Annotated in this window: 19 protein-coding genes, 2 tRNA genes and 2 pseudogenes; 12 read left to right on the top strand and 11 right to left on the bottom strand. The window is 57.6% G+C overall.

Going from position 1 to position 21219, the window contains the following annotated elements:
- Window positions 1–399, bottom strand: a pseudogene (locus tag ACC569_RS03860) (DNA polymerase IV); the annotation flags it as partial.
- Between the two features lie 51 nt (window positions 400–450).
- Entirely contained in the window at window positions 451–1098 is a 648-nt protein-coding gene (gene lexA / locus ACC569_RS03855; RefSeq protein ID WP_372522177.1) for a transcriptional repressor LexA, read from the bottom strand.
- Between the two features lie 144 nt (window positions 1099–1242).
- Here lexA and ACC569_RS03850 point away from each other — a divergent pair, with 144 nt between their 5' ends.
- From ACC569_RS03850 to ACC569_RS03840, 3 genes are read left to right on the top strand one after another with little or no spacing between them, the layout of a single operon-like run.
- Window positions 1243–1431, top strand: a complete 189-nt coding sequence (locus tag ACC569_RS03850; protein WP_372522176.1) for a CPXCG motif-containing cysteine-rich protein — start codon at window positions 1243–1245, stop codon at window positions 1429–1431.
- The gene (locus ACC569_RS03845) at window positions 1424–1675 is read left to right on the top strand and encodes a Rho-binding antiterminator (RefSeq protein WP_372522175.1); all 252 of its coding nucleotides are present in this window, start codon (window positions 1424–1426) and stop codon (window positions 1673–1675) included. The genes ACC569_RS03850 and ACC569_RS03845 overlap by 8 nt, the downstream gene beginning before the upstream one ends.
- The gene (locus tag ACC569_RS03840) at window positions 1672–2571 is read left to right on the top strand and encodes an MBL fold metallo-hydrolase (RefSeq protein WP_372522174.1); all 900 of its coding nucleotides are present in this window, start codon (window positions 1672–1674) and stop codon (window positions 2569–2571) included. Before ACC569_RS03845 ends, ACC569_RS03840 begins: the two co-directional genes overlap by 4 nt.
- A 10-nt stretch (window positions 2572–2581) precedes the next feature.
- On the opposite strand, the gene ACC569_RS03835 is transcribed toward ACC569_RS03840, so the two are convergent.
- The gene (locus ACC569_RS03835) at window positions 2582–5161 is read right to left on the bottom strand and encodes an EAL domain-containing protein (protein WP_372522173.1); all 2580 of its coding nucleotides are present in this window, start codon (window positions 5159–5161) and stop codon (window positions 2582–2584) included.
- A 293-nt stretch (window positions 5162–5454) separates the two neighbouring features.
- On the opposite strand from ACC569_RS03835, the gene ACC569_RS03830 reads away from it, so the two are divergent.
- From ACC569_RS03830 to ACC569_RS03820, 3 genes are all read left to right on the top strand, one after another.
- The gene (locus ACC569_RS03830) at window positions 5455–5703 is read left to right on the top strand and encodes a MoaD/ThiS family protein (protein ID WP_372522172.1); all 249 of its coding nucleotides are present in this window, start codon (window positions 5455–5457) and stop codon (window positions 5701–5703) included.
- Between the two features lie 164 nt (window positions 5704–5867).
- Entirely contained in the window at window positions 5868–6713 is an 846-nt protein-coding gene (locus ACC569_RS03825) for a SirB1 family protein (protein WP_372522171.1), read from the top strand.
- Window positions 6714–6723: 10 nt separating this feature from the next.
- Complete coding sequence (locus ACC569_RS03820) at window positions 6724–7020, top strand: GIY-YIG nuclease family protein (protein ID WP_372522170.1); 297 nt, start codon at window positions 6724–6726, stop codon at window positions 7018–7020.
- 21 nt (window positions 7021–7041) lie between these two features.
- On the opposite strand, the gene trmB is transcribed toward ACC569_RS03820, so the two are convergent.
- The 4 genes and pseudogenes from trmB to ACC569_RS03800 all read right to left on the bottom strand — a co-directional run bounded on the left by trmB (window position 7042) and on the right by ACC569_RS03800 (window position 10100).
- The gene (gene trmB, locus ACC569_RS03815) at window positions 7042–7731 is read right to left on the bottom strand and encodes a tRNA (guanosine(46)-N7)-methyltransferase TrmB (RefSeq protein WP_372522169.1); all 690 of its coding nucleotides are present in this window, start codon (window positions 7729–7731) and stop codon (window positions 7042–7044) included.
- 82 nt (window positions 7732–7813) lie between these two features.
- Entirely contained in the window at window positions 7814–8605 is a 792-nt protein-coding gene (locus tag ACC569_RS03810; protein WP_372522179.1) for a thiazole synthase, read from the bottom strand.
- Window positions 8606–8742: 137 nt separating this feature from the next.
- Window positions 8743–8940, bottom strand: a pseudogene (gene thiS, locus ACC569_RS03805) (sulfur carrier protein ThiS); the annotation flags it as partial.
- 98 nt (window positions 8941–9038) lie between these two features.
- On the bottom strand, window positions 9039–10100 hold the full coding sequence (locus ACC569_RS03800; RefSeq protein WP_372522168.1) for a diguanylate cyclase: 1062 nt from the start codon (window positions 10098–10100) through the stop codon (window positions 9039–9041).
- Window positions 10101–10170: 70 nt separating this feature from the next.
- Here ACC569_RS03800 and ACC569_RS03795 point away from each other — a divergent pair.
- The 5 genes from ACC569_RS03795 (at window position 10171) to ACC569_RS03775 (ending at window position 14075) form a co-directional block, all read left to right on the top strand.
- A tRNA-Gly gene (locus ACC569_RS03795) sits at window positions 10171–10244 on the top strand.
- A 25-nt stretch (window positions 10245–10269) separates the two neighbouring features.
- Window positions 10270–12186: an AsmA family protein gene (locus ACC569_RS03790; protein ID WP_372522167.1), complete on the top strand. Its 1917-nt coding sequence runs from the start codon at window positions 10270–10272 to the stop codon at window positions 12184–12186.
- Between the two features lie 5 nt (window positions 12187–12191).
- A complete protein-coding gene (locus tag ACC569_RS03785) occupies window positions 12192–12758 on the top strand; it encodes an SRPBCC family protein (protein ID WP_372522166.1) in 567 nt (188 codons plus the stop codon).
- Window positions 12751–13800: an A/G-specific adenine glycosylase gene (gene mutY, locus ACC569_RS03780; protein WP_372522165.1), complete on the top strand. Its 1050-nt coding sequence runs from the start codon at window positions 12751–12753 to the stop codon at window positions 13798–13800. The genes ACC569_RS03785 and mutY overlap by 8 nt, the downstream gene beginning before the upstream one ends.
- Entirely contained in the window at window positions 13800–14075 is a 276-nt protein-coding gene (locus tag ACC569_RS03775) for an oxidative damage protection protein (protein WP_372522164.1), read from the top strand. Before mutY ends, ACC569_RS03775 begins: the two co-directional genes overlap by 1 nt.
- A 125-nt stretch (window positions 14076–14200) precedes the next feature.
- Here the strand turns inward: ACC569_RS03775 and ACC569_RS03770 are convergent, their stop codons facing one another.
- Together ACC569_RS03770 and ACC569_RS03765 are read right to left on the bottom strand one after the other, a co-directional pair.
- Window positions 14201–15364: a hypothetical protein gene (locus ACC569_RS03770; protein WP_372522163.1), complete on the bottom strand. Its 1164-nt coding sequence runs from the start codon at window positions 15362–15364 to the stop codon at window positions 14201–14203.
- Window positions 15365–15889: 525 nt separating this feature from the next.
- On the bottom strand, window positions 15890–17278 hold the full coding sequence (locus ACC569_RS03765; RefSeq protein ID WP_372522162.1) for a CUAEP/CCAEP-tail radical SAM (seleno)protein: 1389 nt from the start codon (window positions 17276–17278) through the stop codon (window positions 15890–15892).
- 178 nt (window positions 17279–17456) lie between these two features.
- Here ACC569_RS03765 and ACC569_RS03760 point away from each other — a divergent pair.
- Window positions 17457–17532 (top strand) — tRNA-Phe (locus tag ACC569_RS03760).
- Between the two features lie 336 nt (window positions 17533–17868).
- Here ACC569_RS03760 and ACC569_RS03755 read toward each other — a convergent pair.
- Both ACC569_RS03755 and ACC569_RS03750 read right to left on the bottom strand, forming a co-directional pair.
- Complete coding sequence (locus ACC569_RS03755) at window positions 17869–20286, bottom strand: EAL domain-containing protein (RefSeq protein WP_372522161.1); 2418 nt, start codon at window positions 20284–20286, stop codon at window positions 17869–17871.
- Between the two features lie 638 nt (window positions 20287–20924).
- Window positions 20925–21080 carry a hypothetical protein gene (locus ACC569_RS03750; protein WP_372522160.1) on the bottom strand — a complete coding sequence of 52 codons (156 nt, stop codon included), beginning with the start codon at window positions 21078–21080 and terminating at the stop codon, window positions 20925–20927.
- Window positions 21081–21219: the final 139 nt, after the last annotated feature.

Raw genomic sequence — 21219 nt, 5'->3', positions numbered from 1 at the left:
GCCGATGGAACAGGGCAGTCCGCCGCTGATCTCGTGGATGCGTTGTCGCGCCAGATGCGCGATATGCTCGGGGCTGCCGTGCAGACGCTGGCAATGCGTGACGTCGATGAACGCCTCGTCCACGCTGAACACCTCCACGTCAGGGCTGATGTCCTGGAGCGTGTGCATGATGCGCGTGGAAATCCCGGCATAAACCTTGGGTCGCGCCGGGCGCTGGATCAGACCAGGGCACAGCCGGCGCGCGTCGTACACGCGCATGCCGGTTTTCACGCCCAAGGCACGCGCCTCATACGAACAGGTAATCAAAGTGGTGCCGACCTCGCCGTTGGTGACGCCGACGGGCTTGCCACGCAGTTCCGGAAAATCACGCTGCTCGACCGACGCGAAGAAGGCGTTCATGTCTATATGAATGATGGCCCGCGGCCAGTAACAAGTAAGCGGAACCATGGCTCATCGGTAAGAGCGGAATTGCCCCACCACCACTCCTTGAATACGTACGCGCGCGGCGGGGTAACGCATGGGCGGCATCTGGCTGTTCGCCGGTCGCAGGGTCACGCTGCCGTCGCGGTTCTTCTGCAGGCGCTTGAGCGTGGCTTCGATACCGTCGATGAGCGCCACGACAATCTCGCCGTTTTCCGCCGTCTCGCGCTTTTCCACGATCACCATGTCACCGTCGAGAATGCCGTCCTCGATCATGGAATCGCCCTGCACCCGCAGGACGAAGCGGTCGCGGTTGACGAAGAATTCGGAGAGATCGATTTCGTCCTCGCCGGGAATGGCCTCGATCGGACGTCCGGCGGCGATGCGTCCGAGCAAGGGCAACGAGAAGTGCGCCAGGGACGGCGCGCTTACGGAGCCGGGGACGCCAAACGGCCGCGTCGCGGCCGCCCGACCCTTGGACAGACGGATGCCGCGCGCGCGATCCGGTTCGATGCGGATCAGCCCTTCCGCCTCCAGCGCGCGCAGGTGGCGATGCACCACGCCGCGCGAGGCAATGCCGAGATGGTCGGCGATCTCCCGCAGCTTGGGCGCATAGCCGTAGTGCGCGGTGTAAGCGCGGACGAAGTCATACACCTGGCGGGAACGGTCGGTTGGCATAACGCCCTACTCGCTTCGCTCGTTCGTCTCACCCAATTTATGTTCTCCTTTTGTTCTCACCCAGCATAAGCCCTCCCCCGACCCGAAGCAAGCGGGCGCGCGGGACCTGTCCGGGAGCCGGGCAAACACTGATAAACTCGCGCGGTGAACAATCAGCAGAGCGTGCGGTGCCCGTACTGCGGCGAGACGTTCGAGACCGAAATCGATGTCTCGGGCGGCAGCCAGGAATACATCGAGGACTGCTATGTCTGCTGCCGCCCGATCGTGTTCCGGATCGAGGTCGGCGCGGATGGCGAACTGACGGGACTGGAGACGCAACGCGACAATGACTGAGTCGCACGATCAAGACCCGTACGCGCCCATCGCCTGCGCGCGCTATTCGGAATACGAGATCGCCATCCTGCATCGGCAGAAACTGCATCTGCGTTGGCACGACGCCAACGTGCACTACGATCGGGTGGTATTGCCGCTCGATCTCAAAACGGTCAATCATGAAGAATTTCTCGTCTGTCGCACCGCCACGGGCGAAACCCTGACCATCCGCCTCGACCACATCCAGCGCCTGGAGCCGGCTTGATCGCGCGCATCGTCATTGTGCTGCTGAGCGGCGCATGGATACCCGCCGTCGCCACCCCGGCTTGCGGCATGGCGCCGGTGCAGGTCCAGACATTGGGCCCGGGCGGGCCGGGGCTCGGCAAGCGCGCTGCAGGCGCCTACCTCGTCTGGCTCGACGGCAAGCCGCGCGCGTTGATCGATATCGGTGCCGGCGCCGCGCTGCGTTTCCGCGAGGCCGGGGCGAACGTCGCCGATCTCGACGTCATCCTGCTGACGCGCCTGCACGTCGACCGTACCGCCGACCTGCCGGCCTTGGTCGATTCCTCACTGGCGGAGAACCGCGACCGGCCGCTTCCGCTGTACGGTCCTTCAGGCAACAAGTTCATGCCCTCGACCGTGACGTTCGTGCGCACGTTGTTTGACAACACTCGCGGCGCGTACCGCTATCTCGGGAATTTCCTGAATCCGCTGGCCAAGGATACCTACAAGCTTCGGCCCAACGATGTCGGGGAGGAGCGCCGCGGTCTCGGCGCCCGGCGCGCGCCGGATCCGGATATCCTTTCCGTCTTCGCCAACGAACGACTGCGCACATCGGCGGTTTACGTCGCACATGGATCGGCGCCGGCGCTTGCCTGGCGCGTGGACGCGGGAACCAAAAGCATCGCCTTCAGCGAAGACAGCGGGGGTGGCGGTCTGGAACGATTGATCAAGAACGCGGACTTGCTGATCGTGAATCTTTCCGTGCCGGCAACCATGCCGTCCTCGGTCGTGGCTCGGCTCGCTCAGGCGGCGGGGGTGAAGCAGCTCGTGCTGACGCCGCGCGCATCGGAAAATGAAACAGAAGTATTGGAATACATCAAAAAACACTTCGCCGGACCCGTGGCGTTCGCCAGCGACCTCGAGTGCTTCACGCCCTAACCGGGCGTTCTCAGGCGTGGCCGACGGCGTCCGGACGGCGCAGGTCGATCGTCGGCAGGTCGCTCGAGGGCGGTGAAATATAGTAACCCTGCACGTAATCGACACCGGAGTCCTGCAACATCTTCAGGACGTCGGCGCTCTCGACGAATTCGGCGACGGTGCGCTTGCCGAAGGAATGCGCGATATCGTTGATCGAGGCGACAATCGCGCGGTCGGCGGGATTGGTTCCCATGCCCTGTACGAACTGGCCGTCGATCTTCACGAAATCCACCGGCAGGTGCTTGAGGTGGAAGAAGGAGCTGAAACCGCTGCCGAAATCGTCAAGCGCGAAGCGGCAGCCGATACTGCGCAATTCATTGATTAATTTCTTGGCCGCATCGATGTTGGCGATGGCGCTCGCCTCGGTAATCTCGAAAACGAGTGAGGTAGCTGCGAGCTGATATTTCTCGAGCAGGGTACGCAACAGCGGCGCCAGGTTTTCAGCATCCAGCGAATGGCCGGATATATTAATGGTGAAGGTCGCGCCACCGCCGAGCTTGTTCAGTTCCGAAAGCTTTTTCACGGCATTTGTCAGCACCCAGGTGTCGATCTGGTGCATGAGACCGAAACGCTCCGCGGTCGGCAGAAAGGCGCCTGGATAGACGATCTCGCCGCGCGGATTCACCAGCCGGACCAGCACTTCGTAGTGCGGCGCGGCATGCGGGGATGCCCGCGACATCTGCCGCCAGAGGTTGTCCGTCTGGTCCGTGACTTCCCTCCTGTCCAGACCGGCAAGCGCCAGGATCGGCTGATAGTGCAGCACGAAGTTGTCGTCGCGCAGGGCATCCTGCAGGCGCGCCGACCAGCCGAGCTCGAGGTTCATCGCCACTTTCTGGTCGTTCTCCGCGCAGTACAGGTGCGTCTGGTTACGGCCCTTGCCCTTGGCGATGTAACAGGCGATGTCGGCGTTGGCGAGGGCATCGCCGGGTGAGGGCGTGTTGCGGTCGATCAGCGCCACCCCAACGCTGCCGTTGACCTTGTAGTTGCGGTTGCCGTACATGAAGGTGTACTGGTCGAGAATCTCGCGGAAGCTCTCCGCGGTGGCAAAAACCCTTTCCCGGTCCACGTTGTGCATCAGGATGGCGAACTCGTCGCCGCCGAGGCGCGCAAGCATGTCGGAATCGCGTATGCGCGATTGCAACTGCTGGCTGATCTCCATGAGCAGCCGGTCTCCGGCCGCGTGTCCGGCAGTGTCGTTGATGTACTTGAAGCGGTCGAGGTCGAGGTAGACGAGCGTGCTCACCTCCTCGCTGCGCTTCAACCGACTGACCTCGCTTTCCAGCTGCTTTTCGAAACAGCTGCGATTGTACAGCTTGGTCAGCGGGTCATGGTTGGCTTGCCACAGCAACTCACGCTCAAGAATGCGTCGCTCGGTGATATCGCGGAACGCCACCACTGAGCCCTCGAGCAGCCCCTTGATCTGCATCGGATACACCGTGCATTCCACCGGGATCGGCATACCGGACTTGTGCCAGAACACCGTTGACCAGGCGCGCAGCTCATTACCGGCACTGTAGGCCTGCTGCAGCAGACAATTCTCCGAAGGATTAGCCGTCCTGTCTTCATGCGTGTGATGAAACATCTTGTGCGCCGAATAACCGATGAGTGGGTCTTCATCGCCATAACCCAGGATATTGCGCGCAGCGGGATTGATGAATGTAATCTGCCCGGAGCGGTTGACGCCGTAGACGCCGTCGCCCACGGAACCCAGGATACCCGCCAGCCGCTGATGTTCCGCCGCCATCCGCTTGCGCACACGCACCGCGCGGCTCATGGCGGCGAGGCGCGCCAGAAACAGGGCGCTGGCCTCGGTCTTGAACATGCACTCCATAGCCCCGGCCTCGAGCGAGTCCCGAATCACTTCCTCCCGATAGCTGCCGGTGATAATGGCGACGGTGATATCCGCCGTCAGAGGATGCTCGCGCAATTGCCGGCACAGGACATCGCCTTTCCTGTCGGGCAGGGAGTAATCGGCTATGACAATATCGTACGGATGCTGTTTCGCCTTCTCCATGGCCTCGGCGGCGGACGTGGCCGTGTCGACTTCATAGCCGTGCCGCATCATCAGCCGTTTGAAGGAAGCCCGCACCGTGGGCGAGTCATCGGCAAACAGCACACGGATATGCTGGGTATCGGATTCCAGCCGCTCGCGTTTCGCGGAGGCAGTCAGCAACTTCGAAAGACAATCGACGCAATCGGCATGATCGTCCCACAACAGCAACGCCGTGCGTGCGCGTCGGCTCGTCCAGTCGAGTATCGAGGTATCGGTGGCGTGTGCCAGCACGAGCACGGGAAGATCGCGGCAATCCGGCAGGCGCAAGCGCATCAGCAGTTCGTTGGCATGCCGGTTGGGTTCGGCAGGATGACCGAAGATCACCGCCGCGTGGCGCACGGCATTACGGTCCTTCAGCCGCTCCAAACCTTCTTCGTAGGTTCTTACGGTGGTGACGGTATGCCCACTCGCCTTCAGCAGCCGACGCACGGCATGCTGCAGCGTCGCGGACATCTCGATGATCAGAACAGGGCGCACTTCATTCTTACCTCGGAACATCCCTATCCTGATTGAAAGACGAATCGCCCGGCCGCTTGAATGCCGCCAGGTGCCCCACTTCATGCCGCCGGACTTGCCGGCTTGTCACAAACTTTACCACTTGCTCCAGTGCTTTCTTGTTATAATTGCTTGATTAGGCGTGCATTTTATATGCCAATCCGCAGGTCCTTGTTTCGGCCTGAAAAATTCCGCGGGCCGCCGGTGAAAGTTGCCGTATCGCGACACCATTCGGCGGGTTTCCTGACAAAATTGCGGCACAACGACATTGGACTGATGACGTCCTGAAATACCCAGTGGCAAAAATTCTTTATTTCGCAAATCTCGTGGATAAACTCGGATCTTCCTCCGAGGAAGTAAGCCTGCCCGCATCCATCACTGACGTGCGTGCGCTGCTCGCCTGGCTGCGCGCACGCGGCGGGAACTGGGAAACAGCGCTGATGGAACACATGGTACGAGTAACCGTCAATCGCCAGTTCGCCGCGCCGGAAACCTCGATAGACAATACAACAGAAATCGCCATCGTCCCGGCGCGTCCCGGATAAACGTTTCCGTCACATCGCCTTTTCGGTTTCACGCCAGGAAACACGTTCAACTCCATGAATGGCCGTGCGTTTCTCCACCGGCCAGTGCGCCGCTTACTCTTGCATGCGTCTGCTACTCTTAGCCTGAGTGTCAGAGCAATCCCGCCGTCACGGAACGGCCGATCATGGAATCACGAATGCACGAACGTCTGGTCAAACTCGCCAAAACCTCCGAGCAGGAGATGAATCTGGCGGAAGCTGCACTGCTTATTGCGATGGATGAATATCCCGGCCTGGATGTCGACGCCTATCTGCGGCAACTCGATGAACTGGCCACGAGCGTGCAGCAGCGGCTGCCAGCGCAGGCCGGTCTCGAAGATACCTTGGTGACCCTCAATCAGTTCCTGTTCGTGGAGCAGGGTTTTTCCGGGGATACCGACGATTACGACGATCCGCGCAACAGCTTTCTCAACGAAGTGCTGGACCGCAAGCGCGGTATCCCGATCACACTCTCCATCCTTTACATGGAAGTCGGACGGCGCCTGGGCTTGCCGCTCAAGGGCGTATCTTTCCCCGGCCATTTTCTGGTCAAGTTTTCCACTCGTGAAGGCGAAGTGGTGCTGGACCCCTTTTCCGGCGGCAGCCTGATGAGCAAGGAAGACCTGGTGGAAATGCTCGAGGAAACCTACGGAACGGCGGCCGACACCGCGAGCGCACCGCTTGAGCGTCTACTCACTGCGGCTGGCAAGAAGGAAATTCTGGTGCGCATGTTGCGCAATCTCAAAGGCGCGTATTTGCGACGTGAGCGATATGAAAAAGCACTCACTGTCATCGACCAGATTCTATTGATTCAGCCAGATCAACCGGACGAGATCCGCGACCGCGGCCGCATCTATGAGCACCTGGAGTGCTTCCGCGCGGCGCTGGAGGACTATCAATCCTATCTGACGCTGCGGCCCAGCGCGGGCGATGCGCCCGATGCACACCGACGCATCGCCGAACTGAAGCAAATCGTCGCCAACCTCAACTGATTGCCACGCCATGGATGACCGACCCGAACCCACCCGGGATGGCGCTGCCGCTGCGGAACTGCCCTGGTTTGTCTATATCCTGGAATGCCGCGACGGCTCGTTCTACACCGGCGTCACCAACAATCTCGAGCGCCGTCAGGATCAGCACAACGACGGCACGGCCTCGCGGTACACCCGCAGCCGCCGTCCAGTCATGCTTCGCTATCAGGAACTCTGCGGCAGCCGATCCCAGGCGCTGATCCGCGAATGCTCGCTGCGATTGCTCTCGCGCAAGGAAAAAGAAGAGCTCGTCAAGCGCGGGCGGTAAACACGCCGGGAGCGGATTCCGCTAAATTGTTCGCTGAAACACCAGATCCCATATCGGGTTACCCAGTTTGCGTCCACGCTGCTCAAAACGGGTCTGCCCCCGTGACGCCATCATTGTCGTGAATTGATCCAGCCCGCTCACCTCGACTAACCCCGGCGTGCGGGACAGTACTGAAACCATGTGTTCAGCGTAATCCTTCCAATCCGTGGCAAGATGGATATAGCCGCCCGGTACGAGCTTGCGCATCACCAGCGCGGCAAAATCGGGCTGCACCAGGCGGCGCTTGTGGTGCCGTTTCTTCGGCCACGGGTCGGGGAAAAAAAGATGTACACCGAAAAGCGATGCCTCCGGGATCTGCGCGGCCAGAACTTCCTTGGCATCGGCGAGTATCACCCGCACGTTTTTCAATTCCGATGAATCGAGCTTGCGCAGCAGGTTGCCGACACCGGGTCGATGCACTTCAATACCAATATAATTATTTTCCGGATGTGGTCCCGCCTCGGCAACCAGCGCATCGCCGTTGCCAAAACCGATCTCGAGTATCACCGACGCGCGGCGGCCAAAAACAGCGGCGAAGTCGAGCAGCGCTTCACCTGTCTCAAAACCGTAGCGCGGCCACAAATCTTTGAGCGCACGCCGTTGCGCCGGCGTGATGCGTCTCTCGCGACGCACGAAACTACGGATCGACCGGCGCTTGTCAGGCTCGGACACAGAAAGAAAAAAGCGAGTTCACGGGATTAACAGGATTAATTCTTTAAAGCTTTAATTTGTTAATCCTATCTATAAAAGTTTTTCAGAAAAACGTCCCGCCGAGGGGCGAGGACGGCGACCCGTACTGCTTACGCGGCATGCGCCCGGCGAGGTAGGCCTCGCGCCCGGCTTCGACCGCCTTGCGCATCGCCTGCGCCATGAGCACCGGGTTCTGCGCCGCGGCAATGGCGGTGTTCATGAGCACGCCGTCGCAACCCAGCTCCATCGCAATGGCGGCGTCACTCGCCGTGCCCACACCCGCGTCCACCAGGACCGGCACCGTGGCCTCCTCGACGATGAAGCGGATGTTGTACGGATTGCGGATGCCCAGCCCCGAACCGATCGGCGCCGCGAGCGGCATTACCGCCACGCAACCCATCTCGGCAAAACGCCGCGCCACGATCGGATCGTCGTTGGTGTACACCATGACCTTGAAGCCGTCCTTGATCAGTGTCTCGGCGGCATTCAAGGTCTGGGGAATATCCGGGTACAGGGTCTTTTCGCTCCCCAGCACCTCGAGCTTCACGAGATCATGCCCATCGAGCAGTTCACGCGCGAGCCGGCAGGTGCGGATGGCATCGGAGGCAGAGTAACAGCCCGCGGTATTGGGCAGGTAGGTATATTTTGTCGGCGGTAATATGTCGGTCAGGCTCGGCTCGTTCGGGTTCTGGCCGATATTGGTGCGCCGCACCGCGATGGTGATGATCTGCGCCCCGCTCGCCTCCACCGCGCGTCGGGTTTCCTCGAGATCCTTGTACTTGCCAGTGCCCACCAGCAGTCGCGACGAGTATGTCCGACCCGCGATGACCAGCGGATCTTTCGACGGGGAGCGGATTGTTTCAGCAGTTACCGCCACACGCGCCGCCTCCATAAAGTGCGCTGCAAGACCATATCTCCCGTTGTCGGCGGCCTGTGGCCTTCGCCGGTCGCATCCCCACTTCGTGGGGCCCCTGCTCTGCGGCTCATGCCACTACCTCCTCCGATTGCAAACACGACTTCGACACGATCATTGTCCTGCAACTGAAAACCCTCATGTTGGCTGCGCGGCACGATTTCCCGATTGACCTCAACCGCCACGCGCCGTTCGCCAAGGCCCATGTCCTGCAACAGCGCCGAGATTGTCAGCGGCGCCGTGAGACTCTTTTCCTGACCGTTGAGCATGATCTTCATGACGGTGAATAAACATTCGAAAAACAGGTATATCCGCGCTGTCGGCCCGGTTATTGTAATCCCGGTTCTGGAATAACGCACGCCGGCACGGCGCGCGATCAAAAAAGCTCGATGTCGCCCGTGGCCACCGTCACCGGAGCAAGTTTTCCTTCCGCCACCAGCGCCTCGTAGCAACATACCTGATTGCGGCCATTAAGCTTGGCGTGGTACATCGCCTTGTCGGCCCGGTTGATGATCGTGTCCACGCTCTCACCGGAGGCAATACACGCCACGCCGATACTCACGGTCCTACAGCCTATCTGCGGGAACTCGTAAGCCTCCAATGTCCGCCGAAAAGATTCCAGCACCGGCACGCAAGCCTCGGGGGTCATGCTAACCAGCACCACGGCAAACTCTTCGCCGCCATAACGGAACATCATGTCCTGATGACGAAACGCGCGACTCATGAGTCGCGCGAATTGCACCAGCACCTCGTCGCCGTACAGGTGCCCGTACTTGTCGTTTACCATTTTAAAGTAATCAATGTCCAGCAACGCCAGACAGTTCTGCTGCGCGGTCACATTCGGCTGCGCGCGGCGTTCCCGATGACCGGCATTGAGCACCAAATGCTTGATGCGTTCGTCGAAAGACTGACGGTTATGCAGGCCGGTCAGTCCGTCCAGTTCGTTGCGCGAGAGCAGGTACAGCTGGTTGCTGAAGATCTGGAGAAGCCGCGCGAGCACCTCGTCTTCACCGCCCACCTCCCGCATGCCTTCGATCACCAGCATCGCCGTGGCCTGACCCGCACCGATGATGGGCAGTATCAGTCGGCGACCTTTCATGCCCGGCAGTTTGCGGCTGACGCGATCTCTCGTGCGTGCGCAGGCAAGCAGGTCCTGGTCATACCGTATGGGCACCGGGACGGACAAAGGTTCGAGCCAATCGCGCACGACGACACCCTGGAAGTTGCTTCCATCCAATTCGTCATCTTTGTTGAAATTTGAAATCGCCAGCAGCCGGAAGCGTTCCGCGCGCACGTGCTGGCACAAAGAATCGATCAGGGACGTGGTCAATCCCAGCGCCTCCCGTTGGCATGTCAGCGCCACAATTGCATCGAGATAACTGATCAATAACGGATCAGCGTCGTTTTGCGGGCGCGGCTTGATGTATTGAGCTGTCAAGGTAGAATCTCTCTCCTACCGGTCGATTCGGCTGGTATGTTGCTTCATCTATGCATAAGCTGGGCCAATCGCGGGTGTAGTTCAATGGTAGAACTCTTGCTTCCCAAGCAAGTAGCGTGGGTTCGATTCCCATCACCCGCTCCACCCCATTTTCACCCGGAGTAAAGCCATGAAAAAACCCTTAAAAATCTTGGCGATACTGCTGGGCGGGTTGTTGGCCCTGCTGGCAATACTCGCCGTCACCCTGACACTGGTCTTCGATCCCAACGAATACAAGGGGAAAATCATCGAGATGGTCAAGGACAAGACCGGCCGGGAACTGCGTATCGATGGAAAACTCGGCTGGTCATTTTTTCCCTGGATCGGTATTGAAACCGGCAAGCTCGAGCTGGGCAACGCACCCGGCTTTGGCACCGACCCCTTTGCACACATCGACGCTGCCGGCGCCAAAGTTGAACTGCTGCCGCTGCTGCGCAAGCAAGTGGTCGTCGATACCGTTTTTCTCGACGGCCTGAAACTCAACCTCGCGCGCAACGCCGCGGGCAAAACCAACTGGGACGACCTGGTCAAGCCGCCCACGGCGGAACAAACCGCCGAGAAACCCGCCCCCGGCAAGGAGTCCGGCATCGGCGGCGTCAGCATCAACAAGATCGATATCCGCAAGGCGGACGTCACCTGGAAAGATCAGAAAAACGGCGCGCACTACGCCGTGCACAACCTCGACTTCAAGACCGGCAAGATCGTCGCGAGCAAGCCGGTCGATGTCCAGCTTGCGTTCGATCTGGAGAGCGGCCAGCCGCCGCTGCGCACGCGCGTGGATCTGAAGTCCCGGATGAATTTCGACCTCGAGGCCCAGGCACTGGATGTCGACAGCCTCACGCTGGCGTTGGGGGATCTCACCCTGCAAACCAATTTCAAGGCTACGCATATTTTCGACGCGCCGGCCGTCAGTGGTACGCTCGAAATCAGTCCTTTCAACCCACGCTCACTCATGGACAAACTGGGCGTGAAAGTTGAAACGGCCGGCAAGACTGCGCTCACCAAACTTTCGCTCAAGACAAAATTTTCCGCGACGGCTGACAGCATCGAGCTGAAAGACCTGGCAATCAACCTCGATGACAGCCGCTTGAACGGCTCGCTGGCGGTGCGTCACTTCACCAAACCTTCCTATCAGTTCGATCTCGCGCTCGATCAGATCGACCTGGACGGTTATCTCCCGCCGGCGGCGCCGGCCGCCGCTTCCGGTCCCAAACCGGGTACGGCCGCGCCCACCCAACCGGTGGAAGTCCCGCTGTCGACGCTGCGCTCACTGGCCGTGCAAGGAAAATTCCACATTCAGAAACTCAAGGCCATGAATTTGCATTCGAGCGACGTCGTGGTACAGGTGGCGGCGGACAACGGCCTGATCACGCTCGGGCCCAATCAGGCCAAGCTCTACAGCGGCAAATACGCCGGCCGCACCACACTCGATGTGCGTGGCAAGACCCCGACGCTAGCTATCGACGAATCGGTCAGTGGCGTGGATCTGGCGCCGATGCTGAAGGACGCCTTGCAGTTCGACAAATTCACCGGCACCGCCAATCTGGGCACCAAGGTCACGGCCCAGGGTCTGGATGCACGACAGATCAAGGAAACGCTCAACGGCACGGCCGCGTTCGCAGTTCTGAACGGCGCCATCAAGGGCATCGACCTGAAGAAAATGACCGCCACCATCGAGGCCGCCAAGCGTGATAAAACCTATCAGAAGCTGACCGAGCTCTCGCCCCAGTCCGGTGATGAAACCCGCTTTTCCCAGCTGGGCGGAACGGCACAGATCAAAAATGGCATCGTTCAGAACAACGATCTGAAAATTCAGAGTCCGAATTTGCTAAGCATCAGCGGCAAGGGTTCAGCCGATTTACCCAAGGAAACCCTCGACTACATCGTCTCGGTGAGTTCATACCCCATCATCATTGACGGGCCATTTGCGAAACTCAGATTCAGGCCAGACTGGAATGCCATCCTCAAAGGCAAAGCCGAAGAAAAGAAAACCGAGGTAAAAGAAAAGTTCCAGGAAAAGCTGAAAGAAAGATTTAAGTTGCGTTAGCTGACATGTTGAATGCGCAGCGCAGTACATCGGTTTTGCTGGTCACCGGCCTGCTGCTTCCGACCCTCGCGGCCCCCGCCACCATACTGCGCACCGAGGCCGTACATGACGATGGCCGCTACACGGTGTCCTTCGAAGTAGTTCTCGACGCCGCTCGCGACAGGGTCTGGCAGATCATGACTGACTACGATCGACTGACGCGGGTTTCTAAGGTCATTGTCGAGAGCCGTATCCTGAAGAAGGAGGACGAGAACCGGCATCGCGTGGGCGTCACCTTACACGCCTGCGTCCTGATCTTCTGCAAAACCATGAAAAAGGTCGTCGACATCCAAGCCTGGCCACGGAATGACATCGTCGTGATCGGCGACCCAGCACTGAGCGACTTCAGCTATTCCGTCGAACGCTGGCGAGTAGTCGCGGAGGGTGCGAAAACGCGGCTGTATTATTCGGCAGAGATGGTGCCGGACTTTTTTATCCCGCCGCTGATCGGCCCGTGGCTGATGAAATCTTTCCTGCAGAAGGAAATCAAGGCCACCGCGATCCAGGTGGAGGTGCTGGCCGGCCATGAGTAGCCCTTCTCTCAGCCGGCGGGTGCTCGCGTGGTACGACCGCCACGGGCGCAAGACCCTGCCGTGGAAACGCAGGCGCGATCCGTACCGCATCTGGGTCTCGGAAATCATGCTGCAGCAGACGCAGGTGGCCACCGTGATTCCTTATTTCAATCGCTTCATCGCGCGGTTTCCTGACATTAAGGCGCTCGCGCGCGCAAATCTGGACGAGGTGCTGCATCTCTGGACCGGTCTCGGGTACTATGCCCGCGCACGCAACCTGCACAAAGCGGCGCGGCACATTGCGGAGGAGCATGCCAGTATATTCCCCCGTCGCTTCGAGGCGGTGACGGATTTACCCGGCATCGGCCGTTCCACCGCGGGCGCCATCCTGGCGCTGGCCTTTGACCAGCGCCATCCGATACTCGACGGCAACGTCAAGCGCGTGCTGGCGCGCTATTACGCCGTCGATACGCCGCTCAACAAGCGCGACACGGATAATCGCCTGTGGCAACTGGCCGAAAAACACACGCCACGAAAACGCGTGGCCAACTACACGCAGGCAATCATGGATCTGGGCGCGACCGTGTGCACCCGCGCCAAACCGCGATGCACGGCCTGTCCGCTGCGTACCGCCTGCCATGCCTGTCGGCTCGGCGCGCCGCAGGATTATCCAGTGCGCGTTGCCTCACGAAAAACCCCGGTCAAGGCGACCCGCATGCTCATGATCCGCGACCAACGCGGACGCATCTTGCTGCAACGGCGCCCACCGACGGGACTATGGGGCGGCCTGTGGGGATTTCCCGAATGCACCAACGGCAATGCACGACTATGGTGCCGCAAGCAACTCGGCCTTAATATCCAGACCGATGCACCGTGGCCGACGCTGCGTCATTCCTTCAGCCACTTTCATCTCGACATCACGCCGATACCCGCGCAAGTGGTGGGGGGAACGGATCAGGCGATGGAGAATGGAGAAACAGTCTGGTATAACGTGCGCCGACCGGATCAGCGCGGATTCAGCGCGCCGGTAAAACGTCTGCTCGAACAATTGAGGAAAAGTTAATGGCCCGCATGGTGAAGTGCGTCAAACTCGGCAAAGAGGCCGAAGGACTGGATTACCCGACCTACCCCGGTGAACTCGGCAAGCGCATCTGGGAGAGCGTCTCGAAGGAGGCGTGGAAGCTGTGGCTCGGCCACCAGACCATGTTGATGAACGAGTACCGCATCAACCCCATGGACCCCAAGGCACGCAAGATGCTCGAGGGCGAGATGGAAAAATTTTTCTTCGGCGAAGGCTCGCAGTTGCCGGCCGGTTACGTGCCGCCGTCCAGTAAATAAACACCATCTTTTTCGCATAGCGCCGGTGTTTTGACCGGAATTCAGTTTCGCCGGACGCGTTTTTACAAACCCCTACGGCTTCTTCTTCGGTGTTCCCGGTCAAGCCGACCGGTAGGCATTAGACTTTATCCGACTCGGTACCAAGTCGTGTCGGCGGCGCGGTACTTCCACCTGCCGAACGAACCAACGGTAACACCTATCGTCCCTGCTACCAGCGTCTTGCCGTTCCCGTCCAGCGTGATCTCCGTGTACGCGGTCCCGAGCGTGAGCGTCAGTTCCTGACCAGCGATTGGTGTCGCGGGAAAAGTGACGGTGATGCTCGGGGAGCTGGACCCGTTCAGGTAAACGGTGCTCACGTTGTTGGAGACCGTCGCGCTGGTCGTAGTGATGACCTGTTCGGAGGTCTCGACTATGGGGACGGTCCAATGGAGTACGCCGGTGACGTCGTCTATCTGCCCAAAGTAGGTTCCACTGTTATCGGCGTCTAGCCCGATTGTCAGCGGGCCGTTCTTGAACCCAAGGAAAGACTGTGCCCCCGCAGGGCCACCCGTGAATACGCCTCCTGATGTTCGAGGGACGGAGCCGAGCCAATACTGGACAGGCTTATCGACGGTAGCACCAGGACCGAACGGGATGCTGGAATTATTTATAGACCCATACATATAGGACCTGGAATATGCCCCATACCCAGCAGTTGCATCGGTTACATCTAAAGTATTAACAGCACGGAGCCGTGTAAAAGTGACAGGCAGCGCGGTTGTTCCGGGGGCGGTTTCAACGAGAGACATATCTCCCGGTTCAAAGTAAAAACCGGCGCTCTGCGGTGAAATCAGGAAATAGAATCCAGCCGAACCCGTGTCGTTAATCATGGTCGGTGCATAACCCGGCGATGCGTTTGTACCACCGGAATTTATGACGAATCCAGCATTAACAATCTGGCGTAAATCCGCTGCGGAGTTCATTACAGTATAAAAGGCGGGACCATTCGTGACTACTCCTTGCGGAGAAAATGGAGTCCCGTTGAATGGCATGATGGGAATCTCCCTGGGGGCAGCAGCACCACCACTCATATTCCCGAGCAACGTGTTATTAGTCTCGTTCTGGATCTTGGCGTACGTGACGGCGGAGTTCGCTAGCGTGTTTGTGCCGACCGCGCCTGCTCCGCTCAGCGTGGTGACGGTCGTCGTGCCGGTGAAGATGCAGTTGTCCGTGCAGTCGCCGCTCGCACCTTGCGCCCAGGCGGACAAGCATAGAAGGAGCAGCAGCGGGATGAGTTTCTTCGTTTTCATGTCAGATTTCTCCTTTTTTTCCAAAGTGCGAGGTAACCTCGCGCATCATGGGTGACTCCGTCGTCTAGACGCGCACCCAGATCGCTGACCTCGTTTTCGAGCCGCGCTACGCGTGTTCAAATCTGTTCCCAACAGATTTTCCCAACCCCGACCACCATTTTTTCTTAGTCGCGCCAGTCGTCTTGATCGAATCGGGAAGATTGCCCGAGAGCACGGACCGAAAAACAAATACACCGAATTAAAAAAACCGATAACCACAGACAGCCAAGAGCGATATAAGCGAGTCGATTCATGACCTATCTCCCCCATCTTTTCTAATTATCCTGCCTAATTATCTTGCGCCTTTTGGCAGCTAAACACTAATCAAGCCAACTCGTATCGCCAAATCCGCTATCCGTATAGCAGGTATTTATTTCCCTAATTCATCGAGTTATCAAATAGATATACAACATAATTTATCCGAAAAAAATCATGACCTAATCGGAGGAATGAATTGAGGTCAACGCGGTATGTTGGTGTCGGATTTTAAAAACTTTGCAATTGCTGGTGGGTTGGTTCGGCGCAGCAATACCAGGGCTCGGACAGGCGCGGGATCGGCGTGCCCATGCCGCTATCCGCCAGCGACGGTGTCTCCACGCCCAAAGCCACATGCGCTAATCCCCAGATGCGCGCGAATATCTCGCGCCGGCTCAAGCCTTGGGCTTCGGCCTGCGCCACCAGTTCCTGTATTGCGTGTTGCAAGCGATCGACGCGCGCATCGGGATTTTCCCACGGGAAGCCCAGGAGCTTGGGGTCGAATTCGCCGATGTGCGCCTGAAACCCCGGCAGCTCTAACAGCAGCGACCCCTGCGGGATGAGCAGGCGGATCGCCAATTGAATCGGCGGCACGCTTTCGACCAGATCGAGTTCGAGCAGGCGTTCGAGCAGCGCGATATAACCCTCCAGCGTGGTCCAGGGCGTGAATGCCACGAACGTCGGCGCGAGCGCGATGCCGGCCGCGCGGCACAGCGCCACGGCGCGCGCGAAATCCTCGTTCGTATGGTTCTTGGCGAGCAGATCGAGCACGCGATCATCGACCGATTCCACCGCGGCGGTGATGAACAAACAGCCGGTGGCTTTCAATTCCGGCAACATCTCGGCGTGGTCAATGATGTGCTGGATCTTGATCGTGGCGTCGTAAGTAATATCCGGAAATTCAGCGTGCAGAGCTTGTACCAGCTTGAGCGCATGGGTCGGGCCGTTCAGGAAATCCGGGTCGCCGAAGGAAATATGTTGCGCACCGGCCGCCACTTGCTGGCGCACGTCGGCCATCGCGACATCCACCGGAATGATACGGAACATGCCGTGATACACCGGCACCACCGGGCAATGGCGGCACAGATGTTTGCAGCCGCGGCTGCCCTCGACGAAACCGACGGTCTTGCGGCCGCCGTCCGGCAATTGCAAATGCGCGTAGTGCGCCAGCGGCGGCAGTGCGCGGCGGTCGGGCGTCATGAATTCAATCTTGGAAAGATTCACCACCGGCTCGGTTTGCACCTGGCCGTCGCCGGCGCGCAGCCGTTCCACCAGCGACACCAAGGCTGGCTCGACTTCACCGCCCAGCACGGTATGAACGCCCAAGTCGCGCAACCGCTTTTCGTTCATCGGCGCGTACAGGCCATACACGCACAGATGCGCCTGGGGTGCGAGCGCCTGTATGCGCGGTATCGCTTCCACCGCAATACGCGTGGCGGTGTGCATGGCGACGTAAATCGCCACCACGCGGGCAGCATGCAACACCTCGGGTTCCAGACGTTGCAGCGTGAGATCGAGGCAATGCACCTCACAACCGGCGCGTTTGAGCCAAGCGGCCGGTTCGGCCAGACCGAACGGCTGGCGACCGATTTCGTAGGGATTGATCAGGACGACTTTCATGCGAGCGGGCGCGGGTAACGGCGAGGCCTGACCTTAAGTCCTGGCCGCGAATAGTTCAACCCGCTAAAAATTATGGCTGTTGGCTCGCGCTGCCGGTGGTTTTTTGGCGAGCCAAGTGCGCGAATTCAGCCGTTTGTACAACCCCCGTCAAGTTCACTATAATGCGGCGCTCTTTTAAGGCCGGGTAGCTCAGTTGGTAGAGCAGCGGATTGAAAATCCGCGTGTCGTTGGTTCGATTCCGACCCCGGCCACCATATTTTTTTAAGGCATTTCTGTCCTACACATCAGCGGCACTTGATCCATATAAGAACTATACCTGCAGTGCCGGCAAACCATGGATTACACGATGCGCTACATCACGGTCGCGGATTGTCTCAAAGACCCCTGGCAGCGTGACGGGAAATTCGCCAGGGGCAGGCTAACAGATTAGGATAAGACAAGACTTGAAGAAACGTTGTTTAGTAGGCAATTTTACATTTTATAGAAACGTCGTACTCCTTTTTTTCAGCCTGCCTCATTCCGTCAACAATGGTGCGGAGATGAAGGCCGGCACGGCTGATATATACAATTGAGCAATCCCCGATTTATTCCTAACCGCGTCCTTTTAACCATTCATCAATTTCTTCAGGCGGCAAGGGCTTGGAGAAGAGGTAGCCTTGTGCATAGTCGCAGCCGGCACGGGCCAGCAGCTCACGCTGCTGTTCCGTTTCCACTCCTTCGGCGATCACCTTCAACTTGAGCTTATGGGCCATGACGATGATCGCTTCACACAACACCATGTCATTGGAGCCACTCTCCATATTGCGAATGAAAGATTGGTCGATTTTGAGGTAGTCGATGTTGAAATGTTTGAGGTAGGAAAGCGACGAATAACCCGTGCCAAAATCATCGATTGCCATCTCGATACCGGCTTCACGGAGTTCCGTTAGTTTCTTTGTGATGCTTGGTTCCTCTTTCAGCAACAACCCTTCGGTGATTTCGATGACAAGGTTTTTCCCAGACAGACCATGTTCATGCAATGTGGCAAGCAACGATTTCAGGCTATTACCTTCCCTTTCGTCCATGAACTCGATGGGGGACTGGTTCACGCTGATTTGGAATCCTTCCGGCCTGACCTCATTCCAGTGCTTGCACCAGACCGCCGACTCTTTTCGTACCCATTTACCAATATCGATGATGAATCTGGTTTCTTCGGCCAGCGGGATGAACTCCAGCGGGCCGACCATGCCACGCACCGGATGCAGCCAACGCAGCAACGCTTCTGCCTTTTGGACGCGCCCAGTCGACAACTCAACAATTGGTTGAAAATAGACCCTGAATTGGTTTGCCGCCAAGGCACCGCGCAAGTCATTGGTCAGATGCAAGCGTTCCAGTGCTGCTTCCTGCAACGAAATGGTGAAATGACTGAAGCGGTTGCGGCCAGTGTCCTTGGCGGCATACATCGCTTGGTCTGCATTTTTCATCACATTATCAATGTTGGTGGTGTCATTCGGATACAAGGTAATACCAACGCTGGCCGTTACATAGGTGACTGTACCACTCAGATGAAAGGGTTCTGCTACTTTGAGGATTACCTTTTGCGCGATTTTTTCAGCGTCATGGGCATCGGAAATCTGAGGCAGTACAACGGCGAACTCATCGCCGCCCAAGCGTGCCACCGTATCGGATTTGCGTACGGAGTCCATAATGCGGCGTGCCACCTCTTGCAACAGGCGGTCTCCGAAATCATGCCCAAGCGTGTCATTCACCTGCTTGAATAGATCGATGTCGATTAACAGCAGTGCCAGCGGCTCACTGGTTCGATCGGATTTTTTTATTTCCTGCGCCAAGCGGTCGCGGAACAAATCGCGGTTGGGCAGGCTGGTAAGCGTGTCGAAATTGGCTTTCTTCCAGAGCAGCGCTTTCGATCGCGTTATCTCCAGGAAATAAAGCACCGTGCCGCCAGCCACCAGAATCAACAAACTTCCGATTGCTCCAAGCAGCGACGCAAACCAGTAACGGTCCGTTTTCCACGAGGGAATCGTGGGCAATTCGTTCGCAACATGAACCGTGATGCCATACTCGGGCAGTACTTTGGTAACTAAAATGTGTGGGATAATTCCGTTTTCAATCCTCATCAATGAAGGAAATTCCTTGTCTTCCCAGTACTCGATTTTCAGCATGGGAAAACTTTTTCTCCGGTAGCGCGCGAATCTTTCCTCCTCAGTTACTCTGGCGATTTCCGCATTCGGAAGCGCATGCATTTCTATCTCTTTGTTTCGCGCAAGGATGATGACCCCATTGCCGTCCGTTACAAATGCGTCCAATTGGTTGATCAGAAAAGACAGCTTCGGCACGTCAAACTTGGCAACCACCGCCCCCATGAATTTGCCATCCACGATAACGGGGCTTGAAAAAAACAGTCCGGGAATATGGGTGGTTTTACCAACCGCAAATTGCATACCTCGCTGACCGATTTTATTTTCTTTAAAATAATCACGTTCGGCAAAATTAGTGCCGACGGTGACTCCCGCTTCATTCCAATTGCTAGACGCTATCGCATCGCCCGCTGCGTTAGCTACGTAAATAATGTCGACATTCAGACTCTTCCCGACAATAGCCAGGTACTGGTCTACATCTTTTAAGGCCGGGTCGGCCGTCCACTGTTTAATGCGCACTTCGAGCGGCAGGGCTGAAGGGACAATATCTGCGCCAAATCGAGAGACTGCCCGTTTAACGGGCACCATGTTGGTAAATATGTCAGGTATGCCGTCCAGGTAATGCAGGTTTCTTCGGACGCTGTCGGCCAAGTCATTTGCGCGTTGTTGGGAGATTATGGTTTCTCGCTCAATCAAGCGATTGGTTCTGGCCAGATAATATTGATCTGCAATGAACCAAACCGATGTATTCCACGATATTATTAGGATCACGGTAATAAAAACAATCCAGCGCTGACTTATTTTTGGCATAGCAACCATGTCTGAGTTATGCTTGCAAAATAAAGGTGGCTGACGTTTCAGTGTTTGCATCCATGGCTGTTTACCTTGCGAAAAGTAGGCATGCCAAGAATTGGGTCTTATCTTTGTTCCATCGCATGAATCTATCATGGTCGCTAAGAGACCTTGCGGCAAGGTCTTGCGGGCTGATCTGGCGTGGCCGCGACGATATAGGTTACGAACTGGGGTGCAATTCTTTTCTTTTGGCCCGAGACCTACTGAACTCTACTGCAACATATCGTCCGAGGTGACTTCGTTGCCATGAGACAACAGTACGATCCGCTTTGTTTCGCAGATTCCTTGCGGCGCGTATTTCATCAATAAACTTGCTTCTTACTCTACTTAGTCACAACCTGCTGCATCGGGATAACGTTGCAGTTGCTATGGCATCCACCCTGTTAGTCACCATGATGTTACCGTTTGCTACCACTTTGCTACCAACCTGAGCGAATCCGGCATGATTCACCGTGATCCACGGCGGCAACCATCGCGTCTAAATGTTTGAATCGGTGTCGACAGGTTTTTCTGGATCATCTTCCAGCCGTTTAGAAAATCCGCGTGTCGTTGGTTCGATTCCGACCCCGGCCACCATTTCCCCCGCTTGCTCCGTTTAGTATCCGCTTTCATTTCAGGGTTCGTGTTACTCCTGCACGAACCTGGAAAAGCATTGTTCAGGCGAACCAGGTCTTTTGTTTATCGTACACGCACTGCACCGCCGCATTGGATTTGGCGGTCTGCTCGAGGCCACGGCACAGCCCTTCCACCGATCCGCCCGGCACGCCGAACTTTGCCGGGGTCATGGTTTGTTGCTTAGTGCGCGCAGTCACGGGACGATCTATTTGCTATGTCACGCAGTGATGCTAAACCCCTGCTTTACCATGGTTATCTGACCAAACAATAGTTGACTGGATATATCAACAATAGTATTTTAATACCTGACTATTTTAGTATGTTATTCATTACCCG

The organism is Sulfuricaulis sp. (assembly GCF_041499725.1).
GTDB lineage: Bacteria > Pseudomonadota > Gammaproteobacteria > Acidiferrobacterales > Sulfurifustaceae > Sulfuricaulis.
The sequence above is the reverse complement of the archived record's forward strand: the minus strand, read 5'-3'. Positions and strand labels throughout refer to the sequence as shown.

Bases quoted from the DNA above. Each gene is read 5' to 3' on its own strand.
- ACC569_RS03820 (WP_372522170.1), top strand. From the start codon at position 6,724: ATGGATGACCGACCCGAACCCACCCGGGATGGCGCTGCCGCTGCGGAA.
- ACC569_RS03790 (WP_372522167.1), top strand. From the start codon at position 10,270: ATGAAAAAACCCTTAAAAATCTTGGCGATACTGCTGGGCGGGTTGTTG.
- ACC569_RS03775 (WP_372522164.1), top strand. From the start codon at position 13,800: ATGGCCCGCATGGTGAAGTGCGTCAAACTCGGCAAAGAGGCCGAAGGA.
- lexA (WP_372522177.1), bottom strand. From the start codon at position 1,098: ATGCCAACCGACCGTTCCCGCCAGGTGTATGACTTCGTCCGCGCTTAC.
- ACC569_RS03825 (WP_372522171.1), top strand. From the start codon at position 5,868: ATGGAATCACGAATGCACGAACGTCTGGTCAAACTCGCCAAAACCTCC.
- ACC569_RS03765 (WP_372522162.1), bottom strand. From the start codon at position 17,278: ATGAAAGTCGTCCTGATCAATCCCTACGAAATCGGTCGCCAGCCGTTC.
- mutY (WP_372522165.1), top strand. From the start codon at position 12,751: ATGAGTAGCCCTTCTCTCAGCCGGCGGGTGCTCGCGTGGTACGACCGC.
- ACC569_RS03845 (WP_372522175.1), top strand. From the start codon at position 1,424: ATGACTGAGTCGCACGATCAAGACCCGTACGCGCCCATCGCCTGCGCG.
- ACC569_RS03755 (WP_372522161.1), bottom strand. From the start codon at position 20,286: ATGCAAACACTGAAACGTCAGCCACCTTTATTTTGCAAGCATAACTCA.
- ACC569_RS03835 (WP_372522173.1), bottom strand. From the start codon at position 5,161: ATGTTCCGAGGTAAGAATGAAGTGCGCCCTGTTCTGATCATCGAGATG.
- ACC569_RS03785 (WP_372522166.1), top strand. From the start codon at position 12,192: ATGTTGAATGCGCAGCGCAGTACATCGGTTTTGCTGGTCACCGGCCTG.
- ACC569_RS03770 (WP_372522163.1), bottom strand. From the start codon at position 15,364: ATGAAAACGAAGAAACTCATCCCGCTGCTGCTCCTTCTATGCTTGTCC.